Origin of the sequence: Halorubrum laminariae (assembly GCF_024494655.1) — an archaeon.
GTDB classification, from domain to species: Archaea; Halobacteriota; Halobacteria; order Halobacteriales; family Haloferacaceae; genus Halorubrum; species Halorubrum laminariae.
The window spans coordinates 551,509-574,186 of record NZ_JANHDL010000002.1; the positions used below are offsets into that span (position 1 = coordinate 551,509).

Annotated in this window: 24 protein-coding genes; 16 read left to right on the forward strand and 8 right to left on the reverse strand. The window is 70.4% G+C overall.

Annotation, left to right across the window (positions count from 1 at the left end; all coding sequences use genetic code 11):
- The first annotated feature begins 92 nt into the window (after positions 1–92).
- The 7 genes from NO887_RS05940 to NO887_RS05970 all read left to right on the forward strand — a co-directional run bounded on the left by NO887_RS05940 (position 93) and on the right by NO887_RS05970 (position 6,474).
- Positions 93–1,064, forward strand: a complete 972-nt coding sequence (locus tag NO887_RS05940) for an asparaginase (protein ID WP_256417538.1) — start codon at positions 93–95, stop codon at positions 1,062–1,064.
- A gap of 209 nt (positions 1,065–1,273) precedes the next feature.
- Positions 1,274–2,362: an MBL fold metallo-hydrolase gene (locus NO887_RS05945; RefSeq protein ID WP_256417539.1), complete on the forward strand. Its 1,089-nt coding sequence runs from the start codon at positions 1,274–1,276 to the stop codon at positions 2,360–2,362.
- Between the two features lie 125 nt (positions 2,363–2,487).
- Positions 2,488–2,829 carry a thioredoxin gene (trxA, locus tag NO887_RS05950; RefSeq protein WP_256417540.1) on the forward strand — a complete coding sequence of 114 codons (342 nt, stop codon included), beginning with the start codon at positions 2,488–2,490 and terminating at the stop codon, positions 2,827–2,829.
- Positions 2,830–3,972 carry an aminotransferase class V-fold PLP-dependent enzyme gene (locus tag NO887_RS05955; RefSeq protein ID WP_256417541.1) on the forward strand — a complete coding sequence of 381 codons (1,143 nt, stop codon included), beginning with the start codon at positions 2,830–2,832 and terminating at the stop codon, positions 3,970–3,972.
- A gap of 79 nt (positions 3,973–4,051) precedes the next feature.
- The gene (locus tag NO887_RS05960; protein ID WP_256417542.1) at positions 4,052–4,612 is read left to right on the forward strand and encodes a class I SAM-dependent methyltransferase; all 561 of its coding nucleotides are present in this window, start codon (positions 4,052–4,054) and stop codon (positions 4,610–4,612) included.
- Between the two features lie 45 nt (positions 4,613–4,657).
- Positions 4,658–5,167, forward strand: a complete 510-nt coding sequence (locus NO887_RS05965) for a DUF5813 family protein (protein ID WP_256417543.1) — start codon at positions 4,658–4,660, stop codon at positions 5,165–5,167.
- A complete protein-coding gene (locus NO887_RS05970; protein WP_256417544.1) occupies positions 5,164–6,474 on the forward strand; it encodes an AGE family epimerase/isomerase in 1,311 nt (436 codons plus the stop codon). The genes NO887_RS05965 and NO887_RS05970 overlap by 4 nt, the downstream gene beginning before the upstream one ends.
- Before the next feature lie 42 nt (positions 6,475–6,516).
- Here the strand turns inward: NO887_RS05970 and NO887_RS05975 are convergent, their stop codons facing one another.
- Positions 6,517–7,113: a DNA-3-methyladenine glycosylase family protein gene (locus NO887_RS05975; RefSeq protein WP_256417545.1), complete on the reverse strand. Its 597-nt coding sequence runs from the start codon at positions 7,111–7,113 to the stop codon at positions 6,517–6,519.
- A gap of 96 nt (positions 7,114–7,209) precedes the next feature.
- On the opposite strand from NO887_RS05975, the gene NO887_RS05980 reads away from it, so the two are divergent.
- Entirely contained in the window at positions 7,210–7,986 is a 777-nt protein-coding gene (locus tag NO887_RS05980) for a Nif3-like dinuclear metal center hexameric protein (RefSeq protein WP_256417546.1), read from the forward strand.
- A 99-nt stretch (positions 7,987–8,085) separates the two neighbouring features.
- Positions 8,086–9,567 (forward strand): tRNA guanosine(15) transglycosylase TgtA, encoded by a 1,482-nt coding sequence (gene tgtA / locus NO887_RS05985; RefSeq protein WP_256417547.1) that lies wholly within the window; start codon positions 8,086–8,088, stop codon positions 9,565–9,567.
- A 32-nt stretch (positions 9,568–9,599) separates the two neighbouring features.
- On the opposite strand, the gene NO887_RS05990 is transcribed toward tgtA, so the two are convergent.
- Positions 9,600–10,046, reverse strand: a complete 447-nt coding sequence (locus tag NO887_RS05990) for a pyridoxamine 5'-phosphate oxidase family protein (RefSeq protein WP_256417548.1) — start codon at positions 10,044–10,046, stop codon at positions 9,600–9,602.
- A 163-nt stretch (positions 10,047–10,209) separates the two neighbouring features.
- Between NO887_RS05990 and arcS the strand changes: the two genes are divergently transcribed.
- Positions 10,210–12,000, forward strand: a complete 1,791-nt coding sequence (gene arcS, locus NO887_RS05995; RefSeq protein ID WP_256417549.1) for an archaeosine synthase subunit alpha — start codon at positions 10,210–10,212, stop codon at positions 11,998–12,000.
- A gap of 32 nt (positions 12,001–12,032) precedes the next feature.
- Here the strand turns inward: arcS and NO887_RS06000 are convergent, their stop codons facing one another.
- On the reverse strand, positions 12,033–13,115 hold the full coding sequence (locus NO887_RS06000; RefSeq protein WP_256417550.1) for a pyridoxal-phosphate-dependent aminotransferase family protein: 1,083 nt from the start codon (positions 13,113–13,115) through the stop codon (positions 12,033–12,035).
- A 135-nt stretch (positions 13,116–13,250) separates the two neighbouring features.
- On the opposite strand from NO887_RS06000, the gene NO887_RS06005 reads away from it, so the two are divergent.
- Entirely contained in the window at positions 13,251–13,868 is a 618-nt protein-coding gene (locus tag NO887_RS06005) for a metal-dependent hydrolase (protein WP_256417551.1), read from the forward strand.
- A 5-nt stretch (positions 13,869–13,873) separates the two neighbouring features.
- Here NO887_RS06005 and NO887_RS06010 read toward each other — a convergent pair whose 3' ends face one another.
- The 3 genes from NO887_RS06010 to NO887_RS06020 all read right to left on the reverse strand — a co-directional run bounded on the left by NO887_RS06010 (position 13,874) and on the right by NO887_RS06020 (position 16,845).
- Positions 13,874–14,824, reverse strand: a complete 951-nt coding sequence (locus tag NO887_RS06010) for a carbohydrate kinase family protein (RefSeq protein WP_256417552.1) — start codon at positions 14,822–14,824, stop codon at positions 13,874–13,876.
- 141 nt (positions 14,825–14,965) lie between these two features.
- Entirely contained in the window at positions 14,966–16,312 is a 1,347-nt protein-coding gene (locus tag NO887_RS06015) for a DHH family phosphoesterase (protein WP_256417553.1), read from the reverse strand.
- A 68-nt stretch (positions 16,313–16,380) separates the two neighbouring features.
- Positions 16,381–16,845 (reverse strand): universal stress protein, encoded by a 465-nt coding sequence (locus NO887_RS06020; RefSeq protein WP_256417554.1) that lies wholly within the window; start codon positions 16,843–16,845, stop codon positions 16,381–16,383.
- A 154-nt stretch (positions 16,846–16,999) separates the two neighbouring features.
- On the opposite strand from NO887_RS06020, the gene NO887_RS06025 reads away from it, so the two are divergent.
- On the forward strand, positions 17,000–17,278 hold the full coding sequence (locus NO887_RS06025) for a zinc ribbon domain-containing protein (protein ID WP_256417580.1): 279 nt from the start codon (positions 17,000–17,002) through the stop codon (positions 17,276–17,278).
- Between the two features lie 35 nt (positions 17,279–17,313).
- Here NO887_RS06025 and NO887_RS06030 read toward each other — a convergent pair whose 3' ends face one another.
- Complete coding sequence (locus NO887_RS06030; RefSeq protein WP_256417555.1) at positions 17,314–18,627, reverse strand: MFS transporter; 1,314 nt, start codon at positions 18,625–18,627, stop codon at positions 17,314–17,316.
- A gap of 200 nt (positions 18,628–18,827) precedes the next feature.
- On the opposite strand from NO887_RS06030, the gene NO887_RS06035 reads away from it, so the two are divergent.
- The 4 genes from NO887_RS06035 to NO887_RS06050 all read left to right on the forward strand — a co-directional run bounded on the left by NO887_RS06035 (position 18,828) and on the right by NO887_RS06050 (position 22,439).
- Positions 18,828–20,333: a DNA polymerase Y family protein gene (locus NO887_RS06035; RefSeq protein WP_256417581.1), complete on the forward strand. Its 1,506-nt coding sequence runs from the start codon at positions 18,828–18,830 to the stop codon at positions 20,331–20,333.
- 51 nt (positions 20,334–20,384) lie between these two features.
- A complete protein-coding gene (locus NO887_RS06040; protein ID WP_256417556.1) occupies positions 20,385–20,828 on the forward strand; it encodes a hypothetical protein in 444 nt (147 codons plus the stop codon).
- Between the two features lie 22 nt (positions 20,829–20,850).
- Positions 20,851–21,432, forward strand: a complete 582-nt coding sequence (locus NO887_RS06045; RefSeq protein WP_256417557.1) for an NUDIX hydrolase — start codon at positions 20,851–20,853, stop codon at positions 21,430–21,432.
- Positions 21,433–21,530: 98 nt separating this feature from the next.
- On the forward strand, positions 21,531–22,439 hold the full coding sequence (locus NO887_RS06050; RefSeq protein WP_256417558.1) for a CPBP family intramembrane glutamic endopeptidase: 909 nt from the start codon (positions 21,531–21,533) through the stop codon (positions 22,437–22,439).
- Positions 22,440–22,564: 125 nt separating this feature from the next.
- Here NO887_RS06050 and NO887_RS06055 read toward each other — a convergent pair.
- Positions 22,565–22,678, reverse strand: a 114-nt coding sequence (locus NO887_RS06055) for a Fe-Mn family superoxide dismutase (protein WP_256417582.1), incomplete at its 5' end; no start/stop codon positions are given.

The window sequence follows — 22,678 nt, forward strand, 5'->3', positions numbered from 1 at the left end:
ATCCGCTGCCAATCCGGCGTGGCGCTCCGCTTCCAAACTCGTGCGACCGGAGCTGTTATGAACCGGCTTCGGAATAGATGAAATCACCACACATGCCATCCGTTCACGTCATCGCTACTGGCGGGACCATCGCGGGAACCGACGGCGAACGCGGCGTGTCACCGAGCCGGTCGGGCCACGAGCTGATCGAGGCGGTCCCGCAGCTGTCCGATCGGTTCGACGCGACCGTCACGCAGGTTGCACAGCGGCCCAGCACGGCGCTTTCGACGAGCGACATCGTCGCGATCGCGGAAACGGTCGAGCGCGCCGCAGCGACCGCCGACGGCGTCGTCGTGCTCCACGGGACTGACACGATGGCCGAGACCGCCTACTACCTCGACCTCGTCGTCGGCTCGGACACGTCGGTCGTTCTGACGGGCTCGCAGCGAACGGCGACGGACCCGAGCCCCGACGGCCCCGCAAATCTCGTCGGGGCGTTCGAGGCGGCGACGCACGCGACCGTCGAGACCGGGGCATACGTGTTCTTCAACGACCGGCTCCACGCCGCGCGGGCCGTCAGGAAGCGACACGCGAGCAACCCCGGCGCGTACGACTCGGGCCACTACGGGCTCGTGGCCGAACGGACCCCCGAGGGGCTGTGGTTCTACCGCCGCCCGGAGAGCCTGTCGCCGCGGCTGCCGCAGAGCGAACTCACCGCCAGCGTCGAGGTGGTAACGACCTCGATCGGTATCGGGGGCGACGGGCTCCGAGACGCCGTCGATCGCGGTGTCGATGGGGTCGTGGTCGACGCGTCCGGGATGGGAAACGTGCCGCCCGACGTCGCCGATGCCATCGAGACCGCGATCGGCGAGGGCGTCCGGGTCGTCGTCACGAGCCGCTGCACGGACGGCGCGACGGCACCGGTGTACGGCGGCCACGGTGGCGCGGCAGCGCTCGTTGAGATGGGGGCAGTCCTCGGCGGCGATCTCGACGCGCACAAGGCGCGGATGGCGCTGCTCGCGGCGCTATCGGCACCGGCGGATATCGATATCGAGTCCCTGTTCGATCCACCGCTCTTCGAGTAGAAGTCCCCGTCGAACCGGTGCCGTCACGCTGAAGACGACGCGTCGAGCCGAACCTGACTCCACGATCGTCGGTCGAAAATAGACCGCCAAAACTATATGAAATATTAGGATAGTACAATAATACCAGAAAAAATTCATATATTCGGAGCGTACCCGTTCGTGGATCCGCTGTGGAAATACTCAAACGGGCCGCCGTCTGAGGATCCCCCGTGAACCGGATCCAGCTCGGCAACACGGTCTTCGAGGGCGCGAACAACGTCTATCTGCTCGACGGGCCGACGACCGGGCTCGTCGACACGGGCGTCGCGTTTCCCCATGTCCGCGACGAACTGCGGTCCGGGCTCGCCGATCACGGGGTCGCGTTCGGCGATATCGACGACGTGGTGGTGACGCACTGGCATCCAGACCACGCCGGGCTCGGTGGCGAGATACAGGCGGCGAGTGGGGCGGACGTGTTCGTCCACGCGGCCGACGCGCCCCTCGTCGACGGGAGCGTGCCGCCGCTGATGGCGGACCCCGACCTCCAGCGGAAGACGTTCGAAGCGTGGGGGCTCCCTGACGACGCCCGCGCGGAGCTGACGGAGTTTTTCGCGTCGGTGAGCGTGGATCTGTCGGGGTCGCCGGCCGACGTGACTGAGCTGTCCGACGGCGACGAACTCACGGTCGGGGGCGTGGATCTCGAAGCCGTCCACCTCCCGGGGCACACGGCCGGGCTCACCGGGTTCGCGTTCGACGTGGCCGAGGCGGACGAAGCCGCAGCGGCGGCCGAGACGACCGAGGCGGGCGAAGCGGTCGAGGCGGGGACGACCGACTCCGCCGCCGAGGGGCTGTTCGCCGGCGACGCCGTCCTCCCGACGTACACGCCGAACGTCGGCGGGGCGGACGTTCGGCTCGACGAGCCGCTGGCCGCGTACGCCCGGAGCCTCGTCCGGGTGATCGAGCGCGACTTCGCCGTCGCGTACCCGGGCCACCGCGACCGGATCGACGAGCCCGCGGTCCGGGCGGCGGCGATCCTCGATCATCACCGAACGCGGACGCGACGGGTGATGGACGTGCTCGACGACCTCGGGCCGGCCACCCCGTGGGAGGTGTCGGCGGAGCTGTTCGGCGCGCTCAACGAGATCCACATCCTCCACGGGCCGGGTGAGGCGTTCGCACACCTCGACCACATTGCGACCGCCGGCGTCGCCGAGCGCGACGGGGACCGCTACCGGCTCGTCGACCCGGACGTCGATGTCAACTCGCTGTTTCCGGCGACGCCCCTCGAACGAACCGATCTCGACGCTGGCGACGGATGAGCGCCAGCGACGGATGAGCGCCAGCAACGAGTGATCACCGGCGAACTGTCGGCCGGTATTTGAACACGGTGTATTGTACGATGTGTCCAAAGCTATTATCCCTTCAGGGAGCCTACTGTATAGCGATGAGTTCTACCGAATCCGTTCCCACGGACCCGATACAGCTGGATGATGCCGCCGACTTCGACGACCTCGTGGCCGAACACGACACCCTCCTCGTCGACTTCTACGCCGACTGGTGCGGACCGTGTCAGATGATGGAGCCTGCCGTGGAGGCGGTCGCGGCGGACACCGACGCCGCGGTCGTGAAGGTCGACGTGGACCAGCACCAAGATCTCGCCGGCGAGTACGGCGTGCAGGGAATTCCGACGCTGCTCGTCTTCGCTGGCGGCGAGTTGGCGAACCGGATGGTCGGCGCACAGAGCGAGTCGGCACTGATCGACGCGGTCACCGACCACGTCGCCTGAATGTCGCGAGCCCAGACCGAGATCGAGGACATGACGCCGCGCGAACTCCGTGCGGACGTGCCGGCGCTTTCGGACGCGGCGTACTTCAACTTCGGCGCGCATGGCCCCAGCCCACGCTACGTCGTCGAGGCCGCCGCGTCGTCCATCGAGGACCACGAGTTCGGGTCGGGCGCGACCGACCCGTACGAGCACGCCTTCGGGACGTACGACGCGGTCCGCGAGCGGATCGCCGAGTTCGTCGGAGCCGAGCCAGACGAGATCGCGCTAACGGAGAGCACGACCGACGGGATCACGCGGATCGCCGGCGCGATCGACTGGGATCCGGGCGACGTGGTCGTCCGGACCGATCTGGAGCATCCCGCCGGCGTCCTCCCGTGGAAGCGGCTCGAACGCGAGGGCGTTGAGGTCCGCGTCGTCGAGACCAAGAACGGCCGGGTCGACCGCGAGGCGTACGCCGAGGCGGTCGCCGACGCGCGGCTCGTCTGCTTCAGCGCGATCACGTGGACCCACGGAACCCGACTCCCCGTCGCCGACCTCGTCGGCATCGCCGACGAGGCGGGCGCGTTCACCCTCGTCGACGCGGTGCAGTCGCCCGGGCACGTCCCGATGGACGTGTCGGCGTGGGGGGCCGACGCGGTCGCCGCGGCCGGACACAAGTGGGTGCTGGGCCCGTGGGGTGCGGGGTTCCTCTACGTCGACCGCGACGCCGCGGCCGACCTCGCGCCGCGCGCGGTGGGATACCGCAGCGTCGCCGACCCGAGCGCCGACGAGATCGAGTACGCGGACGGCGCGAAGCGGTTCGAGGTCGGAACGACGACGGCGGCCGCACACGCCGGGCTCGTCGAGGCGCTCGACGCGATCGACGCGGTGGGGCTCGATGCGATCGAAGCGCGGATCGAGTCGCTCACCGACCGGCTGAAAGACGGCGTGCCCGACGACCGACTGCTGAGCCCCCGCGCCTACGAAACCGGGCTCGTCACGATAGACGTCGACGACCCCGAGGCGACAGTCGAGCGCCTCGCGGAGGAGGACATCGTCATCCGGTCGCTGCCGTATCCGGACGCGATCCGGGCGTCGGTCCACGCCGTCTGTTCGGAGTCGGAGGTCGACCGGCTCGTCGAGGCGCTCGACGCGGGGTGGTGAGCGACTGACCCGCGTCAGCCCGCCGGCCGGTTCCCCGCTCGATCGGACGCGTTTTAGCACTCGACGCACAAGACCAACCATGGGTTTCCACACGTTCGATGTCGAGCGGGCCGACCGGCTGGAACGTCCCGGCGTTCGCTACCGCTGGGTGTCGGCCGAGGAAGTGATCGGCGGGCTCGCTCCCGCCGGTGACGACGCAGTCGCGGATCTGGGAAGCGGCACCGGGTTTTACACTGACGACGTCGCCCCGCACGTCGGGACCGTCTACGGGATCGACGTGCAGGCCGAGATGCACGACCTCTACCGCGAGAAGGGCGTCCCGGAGAACGTCGAACTGATCGCGAGCGACGTGGGCGACCTCCCGTTCGACGACGACGACCTCGACGGTGCGTTCTCGACGATGACCTTCCACGAGTTCGCGACGCCCGCGTCGATCGACGAACTCGTGCGCGTGCTCCGTCCCGACGCCCGGCTCGCGATCTTCGACTGGACGGCCGACGGCGACGGCGACGACGGGCCGCCGGTCGACGAGCGGTACGCCGCGAGCGACGCGGTCGAGATGCTGGAGGCGGGGGGCTTCGCGGTCGAGAGCGCGTCGACGCGCACGGAGACGTTCGCTGTCGTCGCTCGCGCGCCCTGAGCACGACACAACGCGTTTTTACTCGCGGCTCGCCTCTCGTCTCGTATGACAGTAACCGACGACGACGAACTCCCGGAGCGGGCCCGCCGGGCGTTCGCCGACCACGGCGCGTTCGATCCCGACGGCGACGGCTGGCGCGTCGCGACGACCGCGTTCGACGCCGTGGTGGGTGCCGAGTCAAGGGGGACAGACGAGATCCGGTTCTCGGTGACCGTCACTGTGCCGACGCTCTCCGCCGTGACGGCCGACGCGGTCGCCGACGTGGTCGAGGACGGCTGGGCCGAGACGTTCGAGCGCCGCGTCGTCGACGTCGGCGGCGTCACGCGCGCGAACGGCGAGTTCGACCCGCAGATCGTGATCGACGACGACGCGATCACCGTCATCTTCGAGCTACGCGACGGGAACGCGGCACGGGGCGTCGACGACGCCAAGGCGCTCGTCGACTTCGTCGAGGGAACCTACGTCCAAGGCGTCATTCCCGGCTACGAGTACACGGAGCCGGTGGCCGACCTGCTGTCGGCGGCGCGCCGACAGGGCAACGACGGGGCGGTATGACCGCGACACGGACCGCCGCCGAGCGCCGCGCCCGGACGAGTCGCGCGCGGCTGCTCGCGACGCTTCGCGTCCAGTACCCTGACGCGCTCGCGGCGCGCGGGTACCGGCTCCTTCACCCCGAGACCGGCGACTACTACACCGGCGACCACCGCCACCTCGTCGCCACCTGTCGGTCGATCGCGAACTTCGCGGCCGGGGCGCTCGCCGACGGTCCCGACTGGTGCGTCGAGGCCGCAGACCACGGGCTGACGTTCCTCACGGAGGCACACGAGAGCGACGACGGCGGGTTCCACCTCGTCGTCGAGGCCGACGGTACCCCTGTCGACCGGACGCGGTCGGCGTACGGCCACGCGTTCGTGCTGCTGGCGTACGCTCGCGCGACCGCCGCCGGAATCGACGACGCGCGCGAGGGGCTCGCGGAAACGCACGCGCTCGTTGAGGATCGGTTCCGCGACGAGGCGGGTCTCCTCCGGAGCGACTGCGACGCCGACTGGACCGAGCTGGAACCGTACCGCGGCCAGAACGCCAACATGCACGCCTGTGAGGCGTACATTGCGGCCTACGAGGCCACGGACGAGGCGACGTATCTGGACCGGGCGCGCCACATCGCCGAGGCGATCACCGTCGATCTGGCGGCCGACACCAACGGGCTGTTGTGGGAACACTACACGACCGACTGGGACCACGACTTCGAGTACAACGCGGACGAGCCGCGACACCAGTTCCGCCCGCCGGGCTACCAGCCGGGCCACCACGCCGAGTGGGCGAAGTTCCTCGCGCTGCTCGATCGGTACGACGCGACCGACCCGGACGCGCTCGAACGAGGCGCGGTCGAGGGCGACGCCGGCGGTGCCATCGACGACGCCGGCGACGCCGACGGAGACGGCACCGAGGGCGGATGGTACGGGCGCGCGCTCGACCTGTTCGACGCCGCCGTCGACCGCGGCTGGGCGGAAAACGGATTCGTTTACACTCACCGGGCGGACGGCTCGCCGCTCGTCGAAGACCGGTACGGCTGGGCGCTCGCAGAGGGTATCGGCGCGGCCGCGGCGCTGACCGAGCGCGCCGCCGCCCGCGGCGACGAGGAGACGGCTGCGCGGCTCCGCGAGTGGCACCGTCGGTTCCTCGTGTGTACCGACCTGTTCCGCGGTCCCGCCGGCGTCTGGTACGAGAAGCGGCTGCCGGCGGACGCAGAGGGCGACCTCGTCGCGCCGGAGCCGCCGGGCGTCGAACCCGACTACCACCCCGCGAGCGCGGCGTTCGAGAGCTGGCGGTCGGCGCGCGCGGAGCCGGACGACGCGCCCTGAGAACGCCGCGTCGATCGCATTACTCGCGGCGGCCCGCCCCGCTCACGACTCGTATTCCGCCCAGATGTATCTGGTTCCGTAGCTCCGGTAGGGCCGCCACGCCGCCGCAATCTCGCGCATCGCCGCGCGGCCGAGGTCGTCGCCGTCGGCGTACACCTGCGCGATCCCCTTTCGGACCGCGAGGTCGCCGAGCGGCAGCACGTCCTCGCGGCCGAGCGCGAATATCAGGTACATCTGCGCGGTCCACTCGCCGACCCCGCGGATCGCAGTGAGAGCGTCGACGACCTCGTCGTCGGCGGCGTTGGCGAGCCCATCGCGCGTGAAGTCGCACTCCCCGTCGCGAAACGCCCGCGCCGCCGACCGCAGGTACTCGACTTTGGTCCCGCTGAGGCCGGTCTCGCGGAGGCGATCCGCGTCGGCCGCGAGCACGCGATCCGGGGTCACCTCGCCGTCGAGCGCATCGCGGAACCGTTCGTGGATGGCCGACGCCGAGGCGGTCGAGAGCTGCTGGTTCACGATCGACGTGCACAGGCGGGCGAACTCGTCCGGCGCGGGATCGACGGTCAGCCGGCCGTGCCGGTCGAGCAGCGTTGCCATCGTCGGATCCTCGCGCAGCGTCGCCGCGATTCGAGCGTCCATCGATCCACGATCGGGGCCGGACGCACCTGTACGTTTCCCGCCGGCCGCGACGGCCGAGTCCCGGATCTTTAGGTCGCGGCCGGCGTATCGACGCGTATGGATCTCTCCGAGTACGCGCGACGCCTCGACGACCGGCTCGACACCGCCGCCTACACCGACGTCGACGCCAGCGCGAACGGCCTGCAGGTCGGCCCGGACGACGCCGAGATCGAGCGCGTCGCGTTCGCGGTCGACGCCGCCGGGGCGACGATCGAGGCCGCGGCCGAAGCGGACGCGGACGCCCTGGTCGTCCACCACGGGATCTCGTGGGGCGGAATCGAGCGCGCCACGGGCGTGACGTACGACCGGATCGCGGCGCTCGTCGAAAACGACATCGCGCTGTACGTCTCGCACCTCCCGCTCGACGGCCATCCGGACCTCGGCAACGCCGCCGGCGTCGCAGACGCGATCGGACTCGCCGCCCGCGAGCCGTTCGGGACGCTCGGCCCGGTCACGATCGGCACGATCGGGGAGACGGCGCGACCGCGGACGACGGCGGCCCTCCGCGAGGCGCTCGACGGGTTCGAGGGCCAACCCGACGACGAGGACGCGCCGACGCGGGTCGTCGACGCCGGTCCCGACGAGATCGAGCGGGTCGCGGTCGTCACGGGGTCGGGTGCCGACTGGCTCGACGAGGCGGCCGAGGCGGACGCAGATGCGCTGATCACCGGCGAGGGGAAAGGGAAGGTGTACCACGAGGCGCGCGAGGCCGGGATCACGGTCTTCCTCGGGGGCCACTACGCGACCGAGACGTTCGGCGTGCGTTCGCTGCAGTCGCTCGCGGAGGAGTGGGGACTGGAGACGGCGTACGTCTCGCACCCGACGGGACTGTAGGGAGCATCCGGGAGCAGACCGCGACCGTCAGCGGTCCCGACCGCGACCGCCGACAGCCCCGAACGCAACCCTTACCGCTCGGCTCCTCGCACACCGGATATGCGCGATCACTTCGAGATTCGGGACCACGACGCGGCCGGGCGGATCGGCCGGCTGTCGGTCCCGAGCGCGGGCGTCACGGTCGAGACGCCGGCGCTTTTGCCCGTCGTCAACCCGAACGTGCTCACGATCGAGCCGCGACGGCTCCGCGAGGAGTTCGGCGCGGAGATGCTGATCACGAACTCCTACATCATCCGGAGCACGGACCGGATCCGCGACCGCGTGCTGGAGGAGGGACTGCACGACTTCCTCGGGTTCGACGGCGCGATCATGACCGACTCCGGGTCGTTCCAGCTCGCCGAGTACGGCGACATCGACGTGACCACCGCGGAGATCCTCGACTTCCAGCGGCGGATCGGCAGCGACGTGGCGACCCCCGTCGACGTGCCCACGCCGCCGGATGTCGACCGCGAGCGCGCGGAGCGCGAGCTTGAAACGACGAAACAGGCGCTCGCGGACGCCGAGACCGCAGACACCGGCGAGATGCTTGTGAACGCGCCGGTGCAGGGGTCGACGTTCCCGGAGCTACGGAAGGCCGCGGGACGGCACGCGTCCGGGACCGATCTCGACGTCTTCCCCGTCGGGGCGATGGTGCCCATGCTCAACGCCTACCGGTACGCGGACGTGGTCGAACAGGTCCGGGCGGCGAAGCGCGGGCTCGCCCCCGACGCGCCGGTCCACCTGTTCGGCGCGGGCCACCCGATGATGTTCGCGCTCGCGGTGGCGGCCGGCTGCGACCTGTTCGACTCGGCCGCCTACGCCCTGATGGCCCGCGACGGGCGATACCTCACCGTCTCGGGGACCGAACACCTCGCGGAGATGACGTACTTCCCGTGTTCGTGTCCGGTCTGTGCGGAGCACACGCCCGAGGCCGTCCGCGAGCACGACGACGACGAGACCGAGCGGCTGCTCGCCGAGCACAACCTCCACGTCACCTTCGAGGAGATCCGTCGCGTGAAGGCGGCGATCCGGTCGGGAAACCTCCTCGAACTCGTCGACCGGCGCGCCCGCGGTCACCCCGCCATGCTCGACGGGTACCGCGCGCTGCTCGACCACGCCGACGAGTTGGAGCGGACGGATCCGGTCTCGAAGGACGCGTTCTTTTACACCTCCCACGAGGCGGCGCGACGCCCCGAGGTCCGTCGACACCACGACCGACTCTCGCGGCTGGCGGTCCCGGACCGACTGCTACTCACGGAATCGAACGCGCCCTCCTCGCACGACTACGACGCCGTCTGGCGCGTGAAGCCGCCGTTCGGTCCGTTTCCGCGGGCACTCTCGGAGACGTATCCGCTCACCGCGGAGGTCCCCGACCGGGTCGACGACGCGGCGCAGGCCGCGGCCGCGGACGGCGTCGCGAGCCTCGCCGACGCCGCCCCCGAGGCGGCGATCACCCTCGGCCACGACGACTGGTGTGCCGAGGCGCTTCGGCGCGTCCCCGACGGGATCGCAGTCGAGAACCTGCAGACGCTCGGACAGTAGTCCGGCGGCGATCGAGACGGCGACGAGACCGGTCAGTCGTCACTCGCCGGCATGCGGTCGCTGTAGTCCCACGTGTGGAGCCGCTCCGGGTCGATCCGAACCTTCACCTCCTCGCGCTCCGGTCGGAGGAGCCGGTCGCCGACGGGGTTGTCGACGCCGTCGAGATACCGGACGAGAAGGGTGGAGAGCAGTTCTTTCTCGTCGTCGGGTGCGACCGTGGCGTGTCCACGACCTCTGACGCCCTTGTACGGCGGATCGTTCGTCGATACCTCGAAGGAGACGTGGGCGTCGTGTTCGAGAAAGTCGACGAGGTCGGCGTTCGCGCTCGTCGCACAGTGGATCGCGCCGTCCCACGCGAACCACAGCGAGACGATCCACGGAGCGTCGCTCCGCGTCCGACAGCCGATCCGAACCGGCACCCGGGCGTCGGTCAGGAACTCGTCAACGCGAGTCCGATCCCACGGGCCGGTGATCTCCATGGGGCTGCTTCGGACGGGATCGGCCTAACGGTTCCGCCGACAACGCCGAGCGTTACGTCTGCGTGATGATAGAGCGTGCGAGCGCACGAGAGTGAGCACCTTCGCGACCGGAAGGATCGAACTGGAACGCAAGAGAGTTGACCGTCCCCGCGCGAGGAGGCGTATGACCGAGCATTTCGAGGTCCACGAGCGCGACGGCGCGGCGCGTCTCGGGGAGCTACGGCTCGCCGAGCCGGTGACGACGCCGGCGCTCACGGACCCGTTTCTCGCGGACGCGGGCAGCCTCTGGGCCGCCGAGCGGGAGGTTCCCGACGGCGACGACGACGCGCTCACCCTCTTGCCGCATCGGGCATTCCCGGCGGGCACCCGCGAGGAGGTCCGCGAGTCGTTCGCGGTGGACCACCCGGATGTCGACTTCCCGGCGGCCGCAGTCGTCGACAGCGAGAGCGCCCGTGACCTCGGCGTCGACGCATACCTGCTAGCGGACGCGAACGGGTTCGTCGGCCACGGCGAGGCGTTCCGAGACGCGATCGTTCATGCAAAGTCGGCGCTGCCTGCCGACACCGCCCTCGGCCTCTCGGGCGTCGCGACCCCCCGAAACGTCGCGCTCCTCGCGTACGCCGGCGTCGACCTCGTCGACGCCGCGCTCGCGCGAACGAAGGGGACACAGGGGATGTACCTCACCGCCGACGCCGAGCACTTTCTGGAGGACCTCGACGAGCTGCCCTGCGCCTGTCCGGCCTGCGCGGGGCCGCGCGAGGCGTTCACCCGTGCCGACTGCGCCGACCACAACGCGAACGCACTCCGGGCCGAACTCCGCCGGGTCCGCGAGCGGATCCGGTCGGGGCGGCTCCGCGACTACATCGAGGGACAGGCCCGTCATGAGCAGTGGCTCACGGCGGCGTTCCGGGAGTTCGACGACCAGTGGACGTACCTCGAAGAGCGGACGCCGCTGATGCGCGACGCGGAGGTGACGGCCGCGAGTGCGGAGACGCTCGACCGCGTCGAGATACAGCGGTTCGCCGACCGCGTCACCAGCCGCTACCGGAACCGATTTTCCGACCAGCCGCTCGTGTTGGTTCCCTGCTCGGCCACGAAGCCGTACAGCGACTCCCAGAGCCACCGCCAGTTCCACGACGCGGTGAAGTGGCGCGGCCACACCGTCTCGATGACCTCGCCGATCGGCGTGGTGCCCCAAGAGCTGGAGACCACCTATCCCGCACAGCACTACGACGCGGTCGTCACCGGCGACTGGTCCGCAGACGAGATCGAGTTCGTCGCGGAGGTGCTTCGGCGATACCTCGCCCGCAACGACTACTCGCGGGTGATCGCGCACGTCCCCGATCACGGCTATCGCGAGATCTGCGAGCGCGTCGAGCGCGACCCCGCGGTCGACGTTCCCTTCGAGTACACCTGCGTCGACCACCCGACGACGGACGAGTCGCTCGGGGAGTTGAACGCCGCCCTGCAGGGCGAACCCGCCTACAGCAAGCGCGAGCGCGAGCACAACACGGTCCGGGCGATCGCCGACTACCTGTTCGGCGACGGCGCGGGCGACGAGGTGTTCGGTCCCGGAATTCGAACGACGGGTCGCTACCCCAAGCTCCAGGTGTGGGGGTCGGATCCCGACGCCGGCCGCGAGGGCGAGCCGGGCGAGCAGCTCGCGACGATGGTCCCGCAGTACGGCACTCTCTCGTTTACCCTCGCCGGCGCGCGCCGCTGGGCCGCGAGCGACGCGCCGACGAAGCGGGTCGAGATCGACGCGTTCGTCCCGCACGGCTCCGTGCTCGCGCCCGGCGTCGTCGACGCGGACGATGACATCCGCGTCGGCGACGAGGTCGTCATCGAGGGGCCGAAGGCGTTCGCGGTCGGCCGCGCCGAGATGTCCGGGCCGGAGATGGTCGACTCGACGCGCGGCGTCGCGAGCGAAGTCAGACACGTCGACGAGCGCTGACGAGCGTGTCGACAACCGCGACGAGTGACGACTTATCCGTCGAGCACCGCCGCGAGCGCGTCCATCGCCTCGTCGACGCGGTCGACTCGTGCACTGTGTCCCATGTGACCGATCCGCAGGATGTCGTCGGCGAGGTCGGCGAGTCCGGTCGCGACGGTCACGTCGTGGTCCTCGCGGAGCGCTCGCTGGAGGTCGGCGGCGCGTCCGGGGACGTGAAACGCCGTCACGGTCGGCGAACTGCGTTCCGGGTCGGGGTACGGATCGAGGCCCAACTCCGCACCCCGCTCGCGACAGTGGTCCCCGGCCGCCTCGTGGCGCGCGTACACGGTGTCGAGTCCTTCGTCGAGCAGCAGCGAGAGCGCCTCGTCGAGCGCGACGACGTTCGTGGTGAGGTGCGTGTACGGGAACCCCTCGCTCGTGTCGCGCCACGGGAGGAAGTTCGTGTACAGCGAGTCGGGGGCGCGCGCCTCCATCGCCGCCCACGCGCGGTCGCTGATCGCGGCGGTCGCGAGCCCCGGCGGCGCGCTGAAACACTTCTGGGAGGCTCCAAGACAGAGGTCGATCCGGTCGGTCGGCACGGGGACGCCGCCGAGCGAGGAGACGGCGTCGACGACGGTGAGGATCTCTCTGTCCGCCGCCGCGAGGTGGTCGAGCACCGGATCGAGGTCGTTGAGCGTCCCCGTCGGCGTCTCGCAGTGGACCATCGTCGCGAGGTCGAACGCGTGGTCTCCGTCGAGGGCGGCGTCGAAGTCGTCGATCGGAAGCGGCTCGTCGTAGCCGGCCGAGACGAGCGTCGCCTCGCCGCCGTACGACTCGACGAAGTCGGCGAACCCGTCGCCGTAGAGCCCGTTCGAGAGACACAACACCTCCGTCCCGGGCTCGACCAACGAGGCGATGGTGGTCTCCAACCCCAGAATTCCCTCGCCGCCGAGGACGGCGATGTCGCGGGAGGCGGTCACGCCGTCGTCGCCGACACCGTACACCCGCTCCAATCGATCGACGAGGTCGGCGTAGACCGCGTCGAACGCCGGGTCGACGTCGGGGTTGATAAGCTCTCGACTCATCGCGTCGCGGACGGGCTCGGGGACCGCGGTCGGTCCCGGCGTCATGAGCATACCCGTTCACGCGCGCCGAGCGACATAAGCGCGCCGCGACCGCGGCGGCGGTCCGTTTCGTGACACGGGGACGCCCCGACCCGCTCCCCGCCCGGCGATACGTTCTTATATTTCCGTTGCTTTGATACGGACAGTATGATGCTTCCGACCCACGTGCTCGGCGGGATGCTGCTCGCCGCGCCTCTGGTCCGCGTGGCCCCGGAGTTCGCGACGGTCGGGTTCGTCGCGGGCTTTCTCGGCGGGCTGTTTCCGGATCTGGACATGTACGTCGGCCATCGGAAGTCGCTTCACTACCCCGTCTACTACACCGCCGTCTCGGGGATCGCCCTCGTCGCGGCCGTGTTGTCCCCGTCCGCGGTCACCGTCGCGCTCGCGCTGTTCCTGCTGGGCGCGGCGGTTCACAGCGTCGCCGACATGTACGGCGGCGGACTGGAGCTCCGCCCGTGGGAGGGTACCTCGGACCGCGCGGTGTACGACCACTACCGGAAGCGGTGGGTCGCGCCGCGTCGGGGGGTCAGGTACGACGGCGCAGTCGAGGACTTGGCGCTCTCCGTCGGACTGTCGCTGCCGCTGCTTGTCCTGCTCGACGGTCCGCTGCGTCTGACCGTGGTCGCGACGTTGGCCGTCGCCGTCACGTACACCGCGCTCCGCCGCCACCTTGCCGAACTGGCCGCATACGTCATCTCACTCGTGCCCGCGGCGGCGACGCCGTACCTCCCCGACCGGTACAAAAACGACCGTCCACCGCGGTAGGCGACCTATCGTCGTCCCTCGCGGAACGCCTCGACGGCCCCCCGCGTCGGGAGCGCCGTCATGCCCCCGCGGTCCTGCACCGAGAGCGCGGCGGTCGCGTTGGCGAACGCGAGCGCGGCGTCGAGATCGGTCGCGCCCGCGGCGAGCCGGGCGATCAGCCCCGCGGTGAACGCATCACCCGCGCCCGTCGCGTCGACGGCGTCGACGGAGAACCCGTCGTGGCTGGCCGTCCCGTCGCCCCACGGTGCGTCCGCCGACCCGACGGCGAGCGCGCCCGACGCGCCGAGCGTGACGACGACCGTGTGAGGGCCGAACTCCAGCAGGTCGCGTCCAAGCGCCGCTCCCTCACGGGAGGAGAGTCCCGCCGCCTCGACATCCTCGTCGCTCGCGAACGCCACGTCGCTGTCGGCGAGGACCGCTCGGACCGTCTCGCGATCGCCGTCGGCCACCAGATCCGGGCGATAGTTGACATCGAACGAGACGGTACAGTCGCGGTCGCTGGCGGCCGCGGCCAGCCTCCGCATGGCCGCGCGGCCGTCCGGATGCGTCAGGGCGACGCCGCCGAGGTGGACCCACGAGCAGTCGTTCAGCGCGTCGGTCGGTATCGCGTCGGGATCGAAGCCGAAGGTTACGTCTCGGGAGCCGTAAAACCGGAATCGGCGGTCGTCGACGCCCGGCGGCGAGACCACCGCGAGCGTCGTGTTCCCCTCGACGCGCTCGACGTGCGAGTCGTCGATCGATTCGCCGTCGAGCGTCTCGCCGAGGAACTTCCCGAACGGATCGGCTCCGAGCCGAGTCCAGAACGCCGGCCCGGCACCGAGCCGGGAGAGTCCGACGGCGACGTTGGCGGGCGCACCACCGGGACGGTGGCTGAAACCGTCGATATCGGAGAGAGTCTCACCCGGGTCGGGGAGCAGATCGACGAGGGTCTCGCCGGCGACGAGAATGTCGGCCATTGGCTACACGAGGACTTGGGAAGGGTATCAAGCTACGGTTCCGTACTGCAGTCGGCGCTCGGTGTCGCGGTCGGCACTCGGTGTCGCGGTCGGCGACTACGCGGAGCCGGTGACTGCGCGGCGACTGCGCAGAGACGACGGCTACTCGGCGTCGCCGTCCGTTTCGTCTGCGCCGTCCGATTCGTCCGCGACGTCGGCCGATTCGGCGACCTCCTCGGCGACCGCCTCGAATGCCGCGAGGATCACGCGCTTGCAGGCCTGCCCCTCGGTGGTCCAGTGCTGGGCGTAATCGAGCATGTCGTCGTAGATGTCTGGCTTGCAGCCGGCCGCCTGCGGGTGGCCCCCGCCGTTCACCTTCCCGGCGACTTCGTGGGCGTGCCGGAAGTCCTCGCTCCCGCGGATCGACGCGGAGCCGGCGGGCTTGACGATCACGGCCGCGTCCGCGCCCTCCTCCCGGAGCGTCTCCGCGACCTCGTTCTGCGAGCACCGACCGTACGTCACCGCGACGGTCCAATCGCCGACCTCGTGGGTGACCGCGCGATCGACGGCGGCGTCGATCCGCGCCTCCTTCTCGACGCGGCGCTCGTCGACGAACGCCCGGACGGTCTCGGGGAGGTCGGCCCCGTACGCGCCCACGACCGTCGCGTACTCCTCGCTGCCGGCCCAGTAGGAGTAGTCGGCCAGGTCGTCCGATCTCGGGTCCTCTTTGATCCAGAGGTCGTGGTCGCGGGTCACGGCCGCGAGCTCCGACCACCGGTCGTCGAACTCGTGGTCGAGCGAGCGCAGGGCCACGTCGGCAGTGCACTCCTCGTCGGACTCGCCGACGACGAGGTCGACGCCGAGATCCCGTACGGACTCAGCTGTCTCCGGGTCCCACTGATGGTGGTCGAACCAGCGGATCGAGTCGACTGTCTCTGCCGCGAGCGCCTCCAAGGGCTCTGCGATCCACTCGTAGTCGTCCGGACACAGGTCGCACACGTACAGATCGATCCCGTCGTCGGCGTACGCGAGCACGCGCTCCAGCGACGTGTCGATCGAGTAGGGGCCGGCCGCGACGAGGCCGACCGACGACTCGGCGTGGGCGTCGGCTGTGGGGTCGTCCTCGTCGTCTCTCCCGTCGTCTGCGCCGTCCCCCGCGTCGTCCGTCTCGCCGCTGGCCGCCTCCACATCGCCGGCCGCCGCGTCGTCTGCCTCCTCGTCGACCGCTCCTTCGGCGTCGTCTCCGTCCTCCAGTCGGGCTTCGATGGCCGCCTCGAAGTCCGCCACGTCGAGCGTGGCGTCGTACGCTTCGCGGATCATCGCCGCGCAGGCGAGTCCGTCGGCGTCGCCGTCGGCGATCACAACCGCCTCGCTGCCCTCTATCGCCTCCTTTGCCCGCCGCTCGGCGCGCTCTTCGTCGAGTGAGTCCGGGTAGAAGAAGCCTTTACCGGGCAGTCGCGTGTACCGAGATCGGGGGCTGTCCCCCTCGTCAATGAGGTCGTCGTCCATACCGACGACCCGAGCGGGAAGGGGAAAACTCCGCCGCTCTCGGCGTCGGTCGGCGGGTGCGGCCGGAGTCAGATCGTCGTCCGCCGGGGGTCCTCGTCGGTGAGTTGGCGGACGGTGAGCACGGGGACCGGACAGGTCCGGACGACGCGCTCGGCGACGGAGCCGATGAGGAAGCGGTTCTCGCCGTGTCGTCCGCGCGTCCCCATGGCAACCACGTCGGCGTTGACGTCGCGGGCGTAGCCGGCGATCTCCGCGGCGGGACGCCCCTCGCGCACTTCGGCGGTGACGGCGAGGTCGGAATCGCGGTCGGTCGCGACATCTTTCACCTCCGCGAGCGCCGACTCGCCGTGATCGTCGAGCGCGTCGCGGAGGTCCTCTCGGACCTCGTCTGGCGTGGATTCGACTTCGCCGCTGTCGACGATGTAGACGGCGTGGACCTCCGCTTCGAACCGCGCGGCGATATCGACCGCGACGCCGACGGCCCTGCGGACGCTGTCGGAGCCGTCGGTCGCGACGACGATCGTGTCGAACATGGCCGGGCGTTCGCCGCAGCCGCACCTAAAACCCGGCGGTCGACGGTGATCCCGCACCGACACCCCAGCCGCCACAGCCGACACGCCCGTCCCACAGCCGACTTCAACGCCGATCCACCGCCCGTTATATATGGACGACGGCGAACTCTCGGTCGTGTCCCGCGACCGCGTCCGCTGCGTCGACTGCCGGGAGCCGATCCCGAGCGACGCGCGCATCTGCCCGCACTGCGAGGCGGTCCAGCCGTCTCCGCTCGTCGACGCGGGGATCGTCGTCGCCGGCGTCTTCGCGTTCGTCTTCGGCGCGATCCTCACGTTGATGACCGTCGGAACCACGCGGCTCTTCGGGTTCGTCCTGATCGTGGTCGGCTTCGGTCTCGGCGTCGGCGGCTACACGCGCCACCTCGACCGACAGGCGGGTCGGCGGGCGCGGTGACCTCACTCCGGCGGCGCGGTGCCGTTCTCTCCGGATCAGTCCGCAGCCGCCGTCGGTGTCCCGTCGTTCGTCCCGAGCGTCTCTTCGACCTGCGTCACGACGCCGACGAGCGCGACCGCCGCCAGCACCGCGCCGACGGCGAAGGGGACGACGAACCCGAAGCCGACGAGCCAGCCGGACGCCAGCGGGCCGAGCGCGATGCCGAAGCCGAACCCCATCGTGAGCACCGACAGGGTCGTCCCGGACTCGCCCTCCCGCGCGAGGTCGCCCGCGAGCGCGAGCGACGGCGCGAACACGAACGCGACCGCGACCCCCTGCCCGAGCCGGACGAGCGTCATCACGAGGGGGTCGGTGACGATCCCCTGCAACAGTGTCGTCGGCGCGAGCAGCACGAACCCGGCGAGCAGGAACGGCCGGCGACCGATCCGGTCGCTCGCCTGCCCGACGGGAACCTGCAAGAGGACGTTCGCGATCGTGACCGCCCCGAACTGGACCCCGAACCACACGGGCGCTTGGTCGAGCCGGACGTTGATCTGGTTCTGGAGCGTGGCGTACATCGCGATACACAGGCCCATCGCGACCGTCGCCAGCCCGAGCGCGAACACGGGATCGAGCAGCCGGTCCTCCCCGCGCACCCGGATCGAGAGGTCGTCGCTCGCCGCGCTCGACTCCGCGGCGTCGCGGACAAGCAGGAACACCAAGACGAAGCTGAGGTACGCGCCGGCGCAGGCAGCGACGAACGCCGCGTCGAACCCGTCGAGGACGGGGAGTCCGACGAGCGAGAGGTCGTACGGGCCGCCCTCGACGACCGCCCCCGCGAACACCGGACCGAACCCGAACCCGATCAGCCGGAAGGTGTTGTACACGCCGAAGTTCCCGCCGCGGTCGCTGTCGCTCGCGGCGTACTCGTTGACGAGCGCGACCGTCGCCGGGATGATGAGCGCCGCGCCGAACCCCTGTGCCGCCCGCAAGAGGACGAGGTGCCAGTACGTCTCCGCGATCGTGTACAGCCCGCTTGCCGTCCCGAGAAGCAAGATACCGGCCAGTACGAACGGCCGTCGAACGCCCGTTCGGTCTGAGAGCCGCCCGGTCAGCGGCTGTGAGAAGCTGTTGAGGAAGCCGAAAAGCGAGAGGACGATTCCGATGAGAAGCGGCTCGGTCAGCGTCACCGACGCGGGGCCGACCCCAACTGCGGAGCCGAGCAGCACGTCGATATCGATCAGGTCGCTCGCGATGTACAGCGGCAGCACGACGATGAGAAACGAGTTCCCGGCCGCCCCGACCATCCGAGCGAGCGCCAGCACGACGACGCGTCGGTCGGTCTCGGCGGCCCGCGAGAGTAACCCCATTCACTCGCGATACGGGAGGGGCTGCAAAGGCGCTTTTGGACGCCCGAGAATCGATCCGGTTCCGGGGGTCGCCATCGTCGAGATCACAGGTGTGTGATTCGGCAGGCGGCCTGCTTCGGGAGATAGTCAGTTGGCCTCGCTGCGTCGGTCACCCCGCCCGTGGCCGGTTCTTAAGGTTGGCGAGCACGGATGTGCCACCGATGGGCGGCGGGACGCTTCCGGGCACGGCCGCGACCGCCAGCGACGCGGAGAGCGACCGCGTCGTGTTCCACGTCGACATGGACTGTTTTTACGCCTCCTGCGAGCGCCTGCGCCGTCCCGAACTCGCCGACGAGCCGGTCGTCGTGGGGATGGGATACGAGGCAGGCGGGACGATCGGCGCGGTCGCGACCGCGAGCTACGAGGCCCGCGCGTTCGGCGTCGAGAGCGCGATGCCGATCTCGGCGGCGCTTGAGCTTCTCCCCCGCCGCGCCGACGCCGACCCCGACGATCCGGACGCGCCGGACCCCGCTGAGACGGGCCGGTACCTCCCCGTCGACCTCGAGTTCTACAAGGACGTGGCGAGCGAGGTGAAGGCGGTCATCCGCGACTGCGCCGACACGCGGCGAGAGGTGAGCATCGACGAGGCGTACCTCGACGTCACCGACCGCACGTCTTGGGCGGTCGCTGGCGGCGGCGAATGCGGCTCCGATCCGGAGATCACCGACGCGGAGACCGCCGATCCTGAGACCACCGACGCGGAGACCGCCGATCCTGAGACCACCGACCCACCCCCGAGTACCGCGGCTGGTCCCGCCGATGTCCGGACGCTCGCCGAGGGGTACGCCCGCCACGTCAAATCGCGGATCGAACGCGAGGCGGGGGTACCGGCGAGCGTCGGCGTCGCCCCCAACATGTCCGCCGCGAAGGTCGCGAGCGACGCCGACAAACCCGACGGGCTCGTCGTCGTCCCACCCGGAACGGTCGCCGACTTCCTCGCCCCGTTGCCGACCGCCGATGTCCACGGTGTCGGGCCCGTGACGGAGCGGACTCTCGCCGAGATGGGCATCGAGACCGCAGGCGACCTCGCCGCCGCCGATCCCGACCGACTCGCCGAGGAACTCGGTGACCGCGGCCGAGCGCTGTCCCGACGTGCCCGCGGCGATGACGAGCGAGCGGTGACACCCACGGGCCTCCCGAAGAGCCTCTCGCGGGAGTCGTCGCTGCCGGCCACCGACGACGACGAGACGAAGCGGGACACCGTCTCGGCGCTGGCGGCCGACGTGGCCCGCCGCGCCCGCGAGCGCGGCTGTCTGTACCGCACCATCGGCATCAAGGCCGTGGAGCCGCCCTTCGAGGTGAACACCCGCGCCCGGAGCCTCCCCGGTCCCGTCGACGACCCGGACCTCGTCGAGGCGGTGGCGCTCGACCTCCTCGACGAGTTCGACGGCGTGCGGGTCCGCAAGCTCGGCGTCCGCGTCTCGAAGCTCGACTTCGCCGAGGGCGACCAAGCGACCCTCTCCGGGTTCGATGCGGCCGAGCAGACCGACGGCGAGGAGTCCGGGCCGTCCGAAACCCGAGCCGCCACCGGCGGCGACGGCAGCAAACTCACCGACTGGGTCGGTGCAGAGCCGACCATCGAGGAAGATGACACCGACGACGGTACGCCCGGGGATCGGCCGCGACGCTCCGAGGAGGGACAGGCGTCGCTCGGCGACTGGGAGTGAGGGTCGCCGAGCCCTACCGACCTTTTTGTGCCGTCGCAATCATCGCCGACTGTGCCCTCCCTCCACACGCTCCTCATCGGTCCGCCGCGCTCGCGCCCGCGCCCCGATCCGCGACTCGTCGCGCCGCCTGCGTGTTTCGCGCTCGTCTTCGTCGCCTACGCGACCGGCGTGTTCGAGATCGCGGGCGGCGTCGTGTTCCTCGCCGGCGAGGCCGCCGTCGTCGGCGTCCTCGCGGCCGCGGGGCTCGCGTATCGCCGGAGCGGGCTGATCGCCCCGTGGACGACCGTCTACGCGGCGTTACTCGGATACAGCGCAGACCACTACCTCCTCGGTCTCCCCGGGCGGCCGTTCGCGGAACGGGTCGCCGCCCTGCTCGGGCCCGACGGGCTCGTCTACCTCGGCGTGCAGGCGGTCGTGTTGGGGACGCTCGCGTGGGTGATCGGGGTCGTCGCGACGCTGGCGGTCGGGACGCTCCGCGAGCGTGCGGCTATTTAGCCCCGAGCGCCGACTCCGATCCATGGACGACTCCGCAGCCGACCTCTCGTGGGAGACGCTCTCGACCGACATCGACTACCGCTGTCCCGGGTTCGACGTGCGCCGCGACGAGGTGCGGTTCCCGTCCGGTGAGACCGACGGGTTCCACTACGTTGACGAGCCGCCGACGGTCGTGATCCTGCCCTTTACTCCCGACGGCGACGTGGTCGTCATCGACGAGTGGCGACAGGCGGTCGGTCGGACGAACCGCGGGCTTCCGGCGGGAACGGTCGAGCCCGAGGACGGAGCGGAGGATCCGACCGGCGACGGGGGCGACCTCGAAGACGCCGCCGCCCGCGAGCTCGCCGAGGAGACCGGCTACGAGGCGGAGTCGTTCGAACGACTGACGACGGTCGAGCCGACGAACGGGATGGCGAACGCGGTCCACCACCACTTCCTCGCGACTGGCTGTGAGCCGACCGCCGACCGCGACCTCGACCATAACGAGTCGATCGCGGTCGAGACGGTTCCCTACGACGACCTGCTCGCGGCCGTCGTCGACGACGGCCTCCGCGACGGCCGCGCCGTGACCGCCGTACTGTGGTACGAACTGACTCGGCGCTGAACGACCAGCGATGCGCTGTCCGCTTCGGGGCGGTGCCCGAGCGGTCGGTCTCCCCACGGACGAACAGGCCTATGCGTGACCGGCTCCTACCGCGGGTAATGACCGGTCCCTCCAGTGGCGATTCAGACGACTCGACCGGCGGGACGAACGGTGGTTCACCGACCGACGGTACCACGATCGACCCCGCGGCCGACCGCATTGAGCCGGGCGATAACGACCAGTCGGTCGGGGGCGATTCCGTCGCGAAGACGGTCGGATCCGCGGTCGGCGTAGGCGTGCTCGGTGTCCTCGCGTACGTCGCCGTCTCGTTCGTCTTCGCGCAGGTCGGCCAACTGGTCGGCGGGTTCTCGCTCGGCGTCTCGCTCGCGCTCTCGCTTGTCGTGGGGCAGTACGTCGCGTTCGTCGGGACCGGGCTCGCGTACCTGCGACTCCGCGGGTTCGGCCGGACGCGGATCGTCGAGTACCTCGGGATCGAACGCCCGAGCCTCCTCGGACTCGTGATCGCCGTGGGCGGGGCGGTGGCGACGTTCGTGGTCGCGCTGACGCTGTCGGCGGTCGTGGCGACCTCGGGCGTCGAGCCCGCGCAGAACCAAGGCGCGGCGGTGGCGATGCAGAATCCCGCGATCATTCCCGCGATCGTTCTCGCGATGTTCCTCGTCGTCGGTCCCTGCGAGGAGTTCCTCTTCCGCGGGGTCGTCCAGAGCCGACTCCGCGAGTCGCTGCCGGCGGCCCCCGCAATCGTCATCGCGAGCGCGGTGTTCGCTCCCGCGCACGTGATCTCACTGTCCGGCGGCGGCGCGTCAGGCGTGGCAATCGCGATCGGCCTCCTCGTGTTCCCGAGCCTCCTGTTCGGCGTGGTGTATGAGTACACCGGAAACCTCGTCGTCGTCGCCCTGATGCACGCGCTGTACAACAGCATCCTCCTGTCGCTCCTGTACATCGTCATCGCGTACGGGCCGGAACTGGAGAACGCGGCCGCGGGCGGGGCGGCACTGCTACCGATCTGAGCGAACGCAGAAACGGCCGCACGCGAGTCCGTCGGCGACCGCCGGCCGGACCGTCCACGTGAGAATACCTGAGTCGCAGCGAGGTGCGTCGCACGCGATTCGGAGACGCGCGGCGCGGGGCCCAGTTACTCGAAGAGTTCGACGGCCTGTTCGTAGCGTGCGGCGGGCTCGGTCCAGTCGACGACTTGGAAGAAGTTGTCGACGAACTCGCCGCGTGCGGGGCCGTAGTCGTGGTAGTA

Bases quoted from the DNA above. Each gene is read 5' to 3' on its own strand.
- NO887_RS05960 (WP_256417542.1), top strand. From the start codon at position 4,052: ATGGGTTTCCACACGTTCGATGTCGAGCGGGCCGACCGGCTGGAACGT.
- NO887_RS06030 (WP_256417555.1), bottom strand. From the start codon at position 18,627: ATGGGGTTACTCTCGCGGGCCGCCGAGACCGACCGACGCGTCGTCGTG.
- NO887_RS05990 (WP_256417548.1), bottom strand. From the start codon at position 10,046: ATGGAGATCACCGGCCCGTGGGATCGGACTCGCGTTGACGAGTTCCTG.
- NO887_RS06010 (WP_256417552.1), bottom strand. From the start codon at position 14,824: ATGGCCGACATTCTCGTCGCCGGCGAGACCCTCGTCGATCTGCTCCCC.
- NO887_RS06015 (WP_256417553.1), bottom strand. From the start codon at position 16,312: ATGGACGACGACCTCATTGACGAGGGGGACAGCCCCCGATCTCGGTAC.
- NO887_RS05980 (WP_256417546.1), top strand. From the start codon at position 7,210: ATGGATCTCTCCGAGTACGCGCGACGCCTCGACGACCGGCTCGACACC.
- tgtA (WP_256417547.1), top strand. From the start codon at position 8,086: ATGCGCGATCACTTCGAGATTCGGGACCACGACGCGGCCGGGCGGATC.
- NO887_RS06020 (WP_256417554.1), bottom strand. From the start codon at position 16,845: ATGTTCGACACGATCGTCGTCGCGACCGACGGCTCCGACAGCGTCCGC.
- NO887_RS06005 (WP_256417551.1), top strand. From the start codon at position 13,251: ATGATGCTTCCGACCCACGTGCTCGGCGGGATGCTGCTCGCCGCGCCT.
- arcS (WP_256417549.1), top strand. From the start codon at position 10,210: ATGACCGAGCATTTCGAGGTCCACGAGCGCGACGGCGCGGCGCGTCTC.
- NO887_RS05965 (WP_256417543.1), top strand. From the start codon at position 4,658: ATGACAGTAACCGACGACGACGAACTCCCGGAGCGGGCCCGCCGGGCG.
- NO887_RS06035 (WP_256417581.1), top strand. From the start codon at position 18,828: ATGGGCGGCGGGACGCTTCCGGGCACGGCCGCGACCGCCAGCGACGCG.
- NO887_RS06000 (WP_256417550.1), bottom strand. From the start codon at position 13,115: ATGCTCATGACGCCGGGACCGACCGCGGTCCCCGAGCCCGTCCGCGAC.
- trxA (WP_256417540.1), top strand. From the start codon at position 2,488: ATGAGTTCTACCGAATCCGTTCCCACGGACCCGATACAGCTGGATGAT.
- NO887_RS05975 (WP_256417545.1), bottom strand. From the start codon at position 7,113: ATGGACGCTCGAATCGCGGCGACGCTGCGCGAGGATCCGACGATGGCA.
- NO887_RS06050 (WP_256417558.1), top strand. From the start codon at position 21,531: ATGACCGGTCCCTCCAGTGGCGATTCAGACGACTCGACCGGCGGGACG.
- NO887_RS05970 (WP_256417544.1), top strand. From the start codon at position 5,164: ATGACCGCGACACGGACCGCCGCCGAGCGCCGCGCCCGGACGAGTCGC.
- NO887_RS06045 (WP_256417557.1), top strand. From the start codon at position 20,851: ATGGACGACTCCGCAGCCGACCTCTCGTGGGAGACGCTCTCGACCGAC.
- NO887_RS05955 (WP_256417541.1), top strand. From the start codon at position 2,830: ATGTCGCGAGCCCAGACCGAGATCGAGGACATGACGCCGCGCGAACTC.
- NO887_RS05940 (WP_256417538.1), top strand. From the start codon at position 93: ATGCCATCCGTTCACGTCATCGCTACTGGCGGGACCATCGCGGGAACC.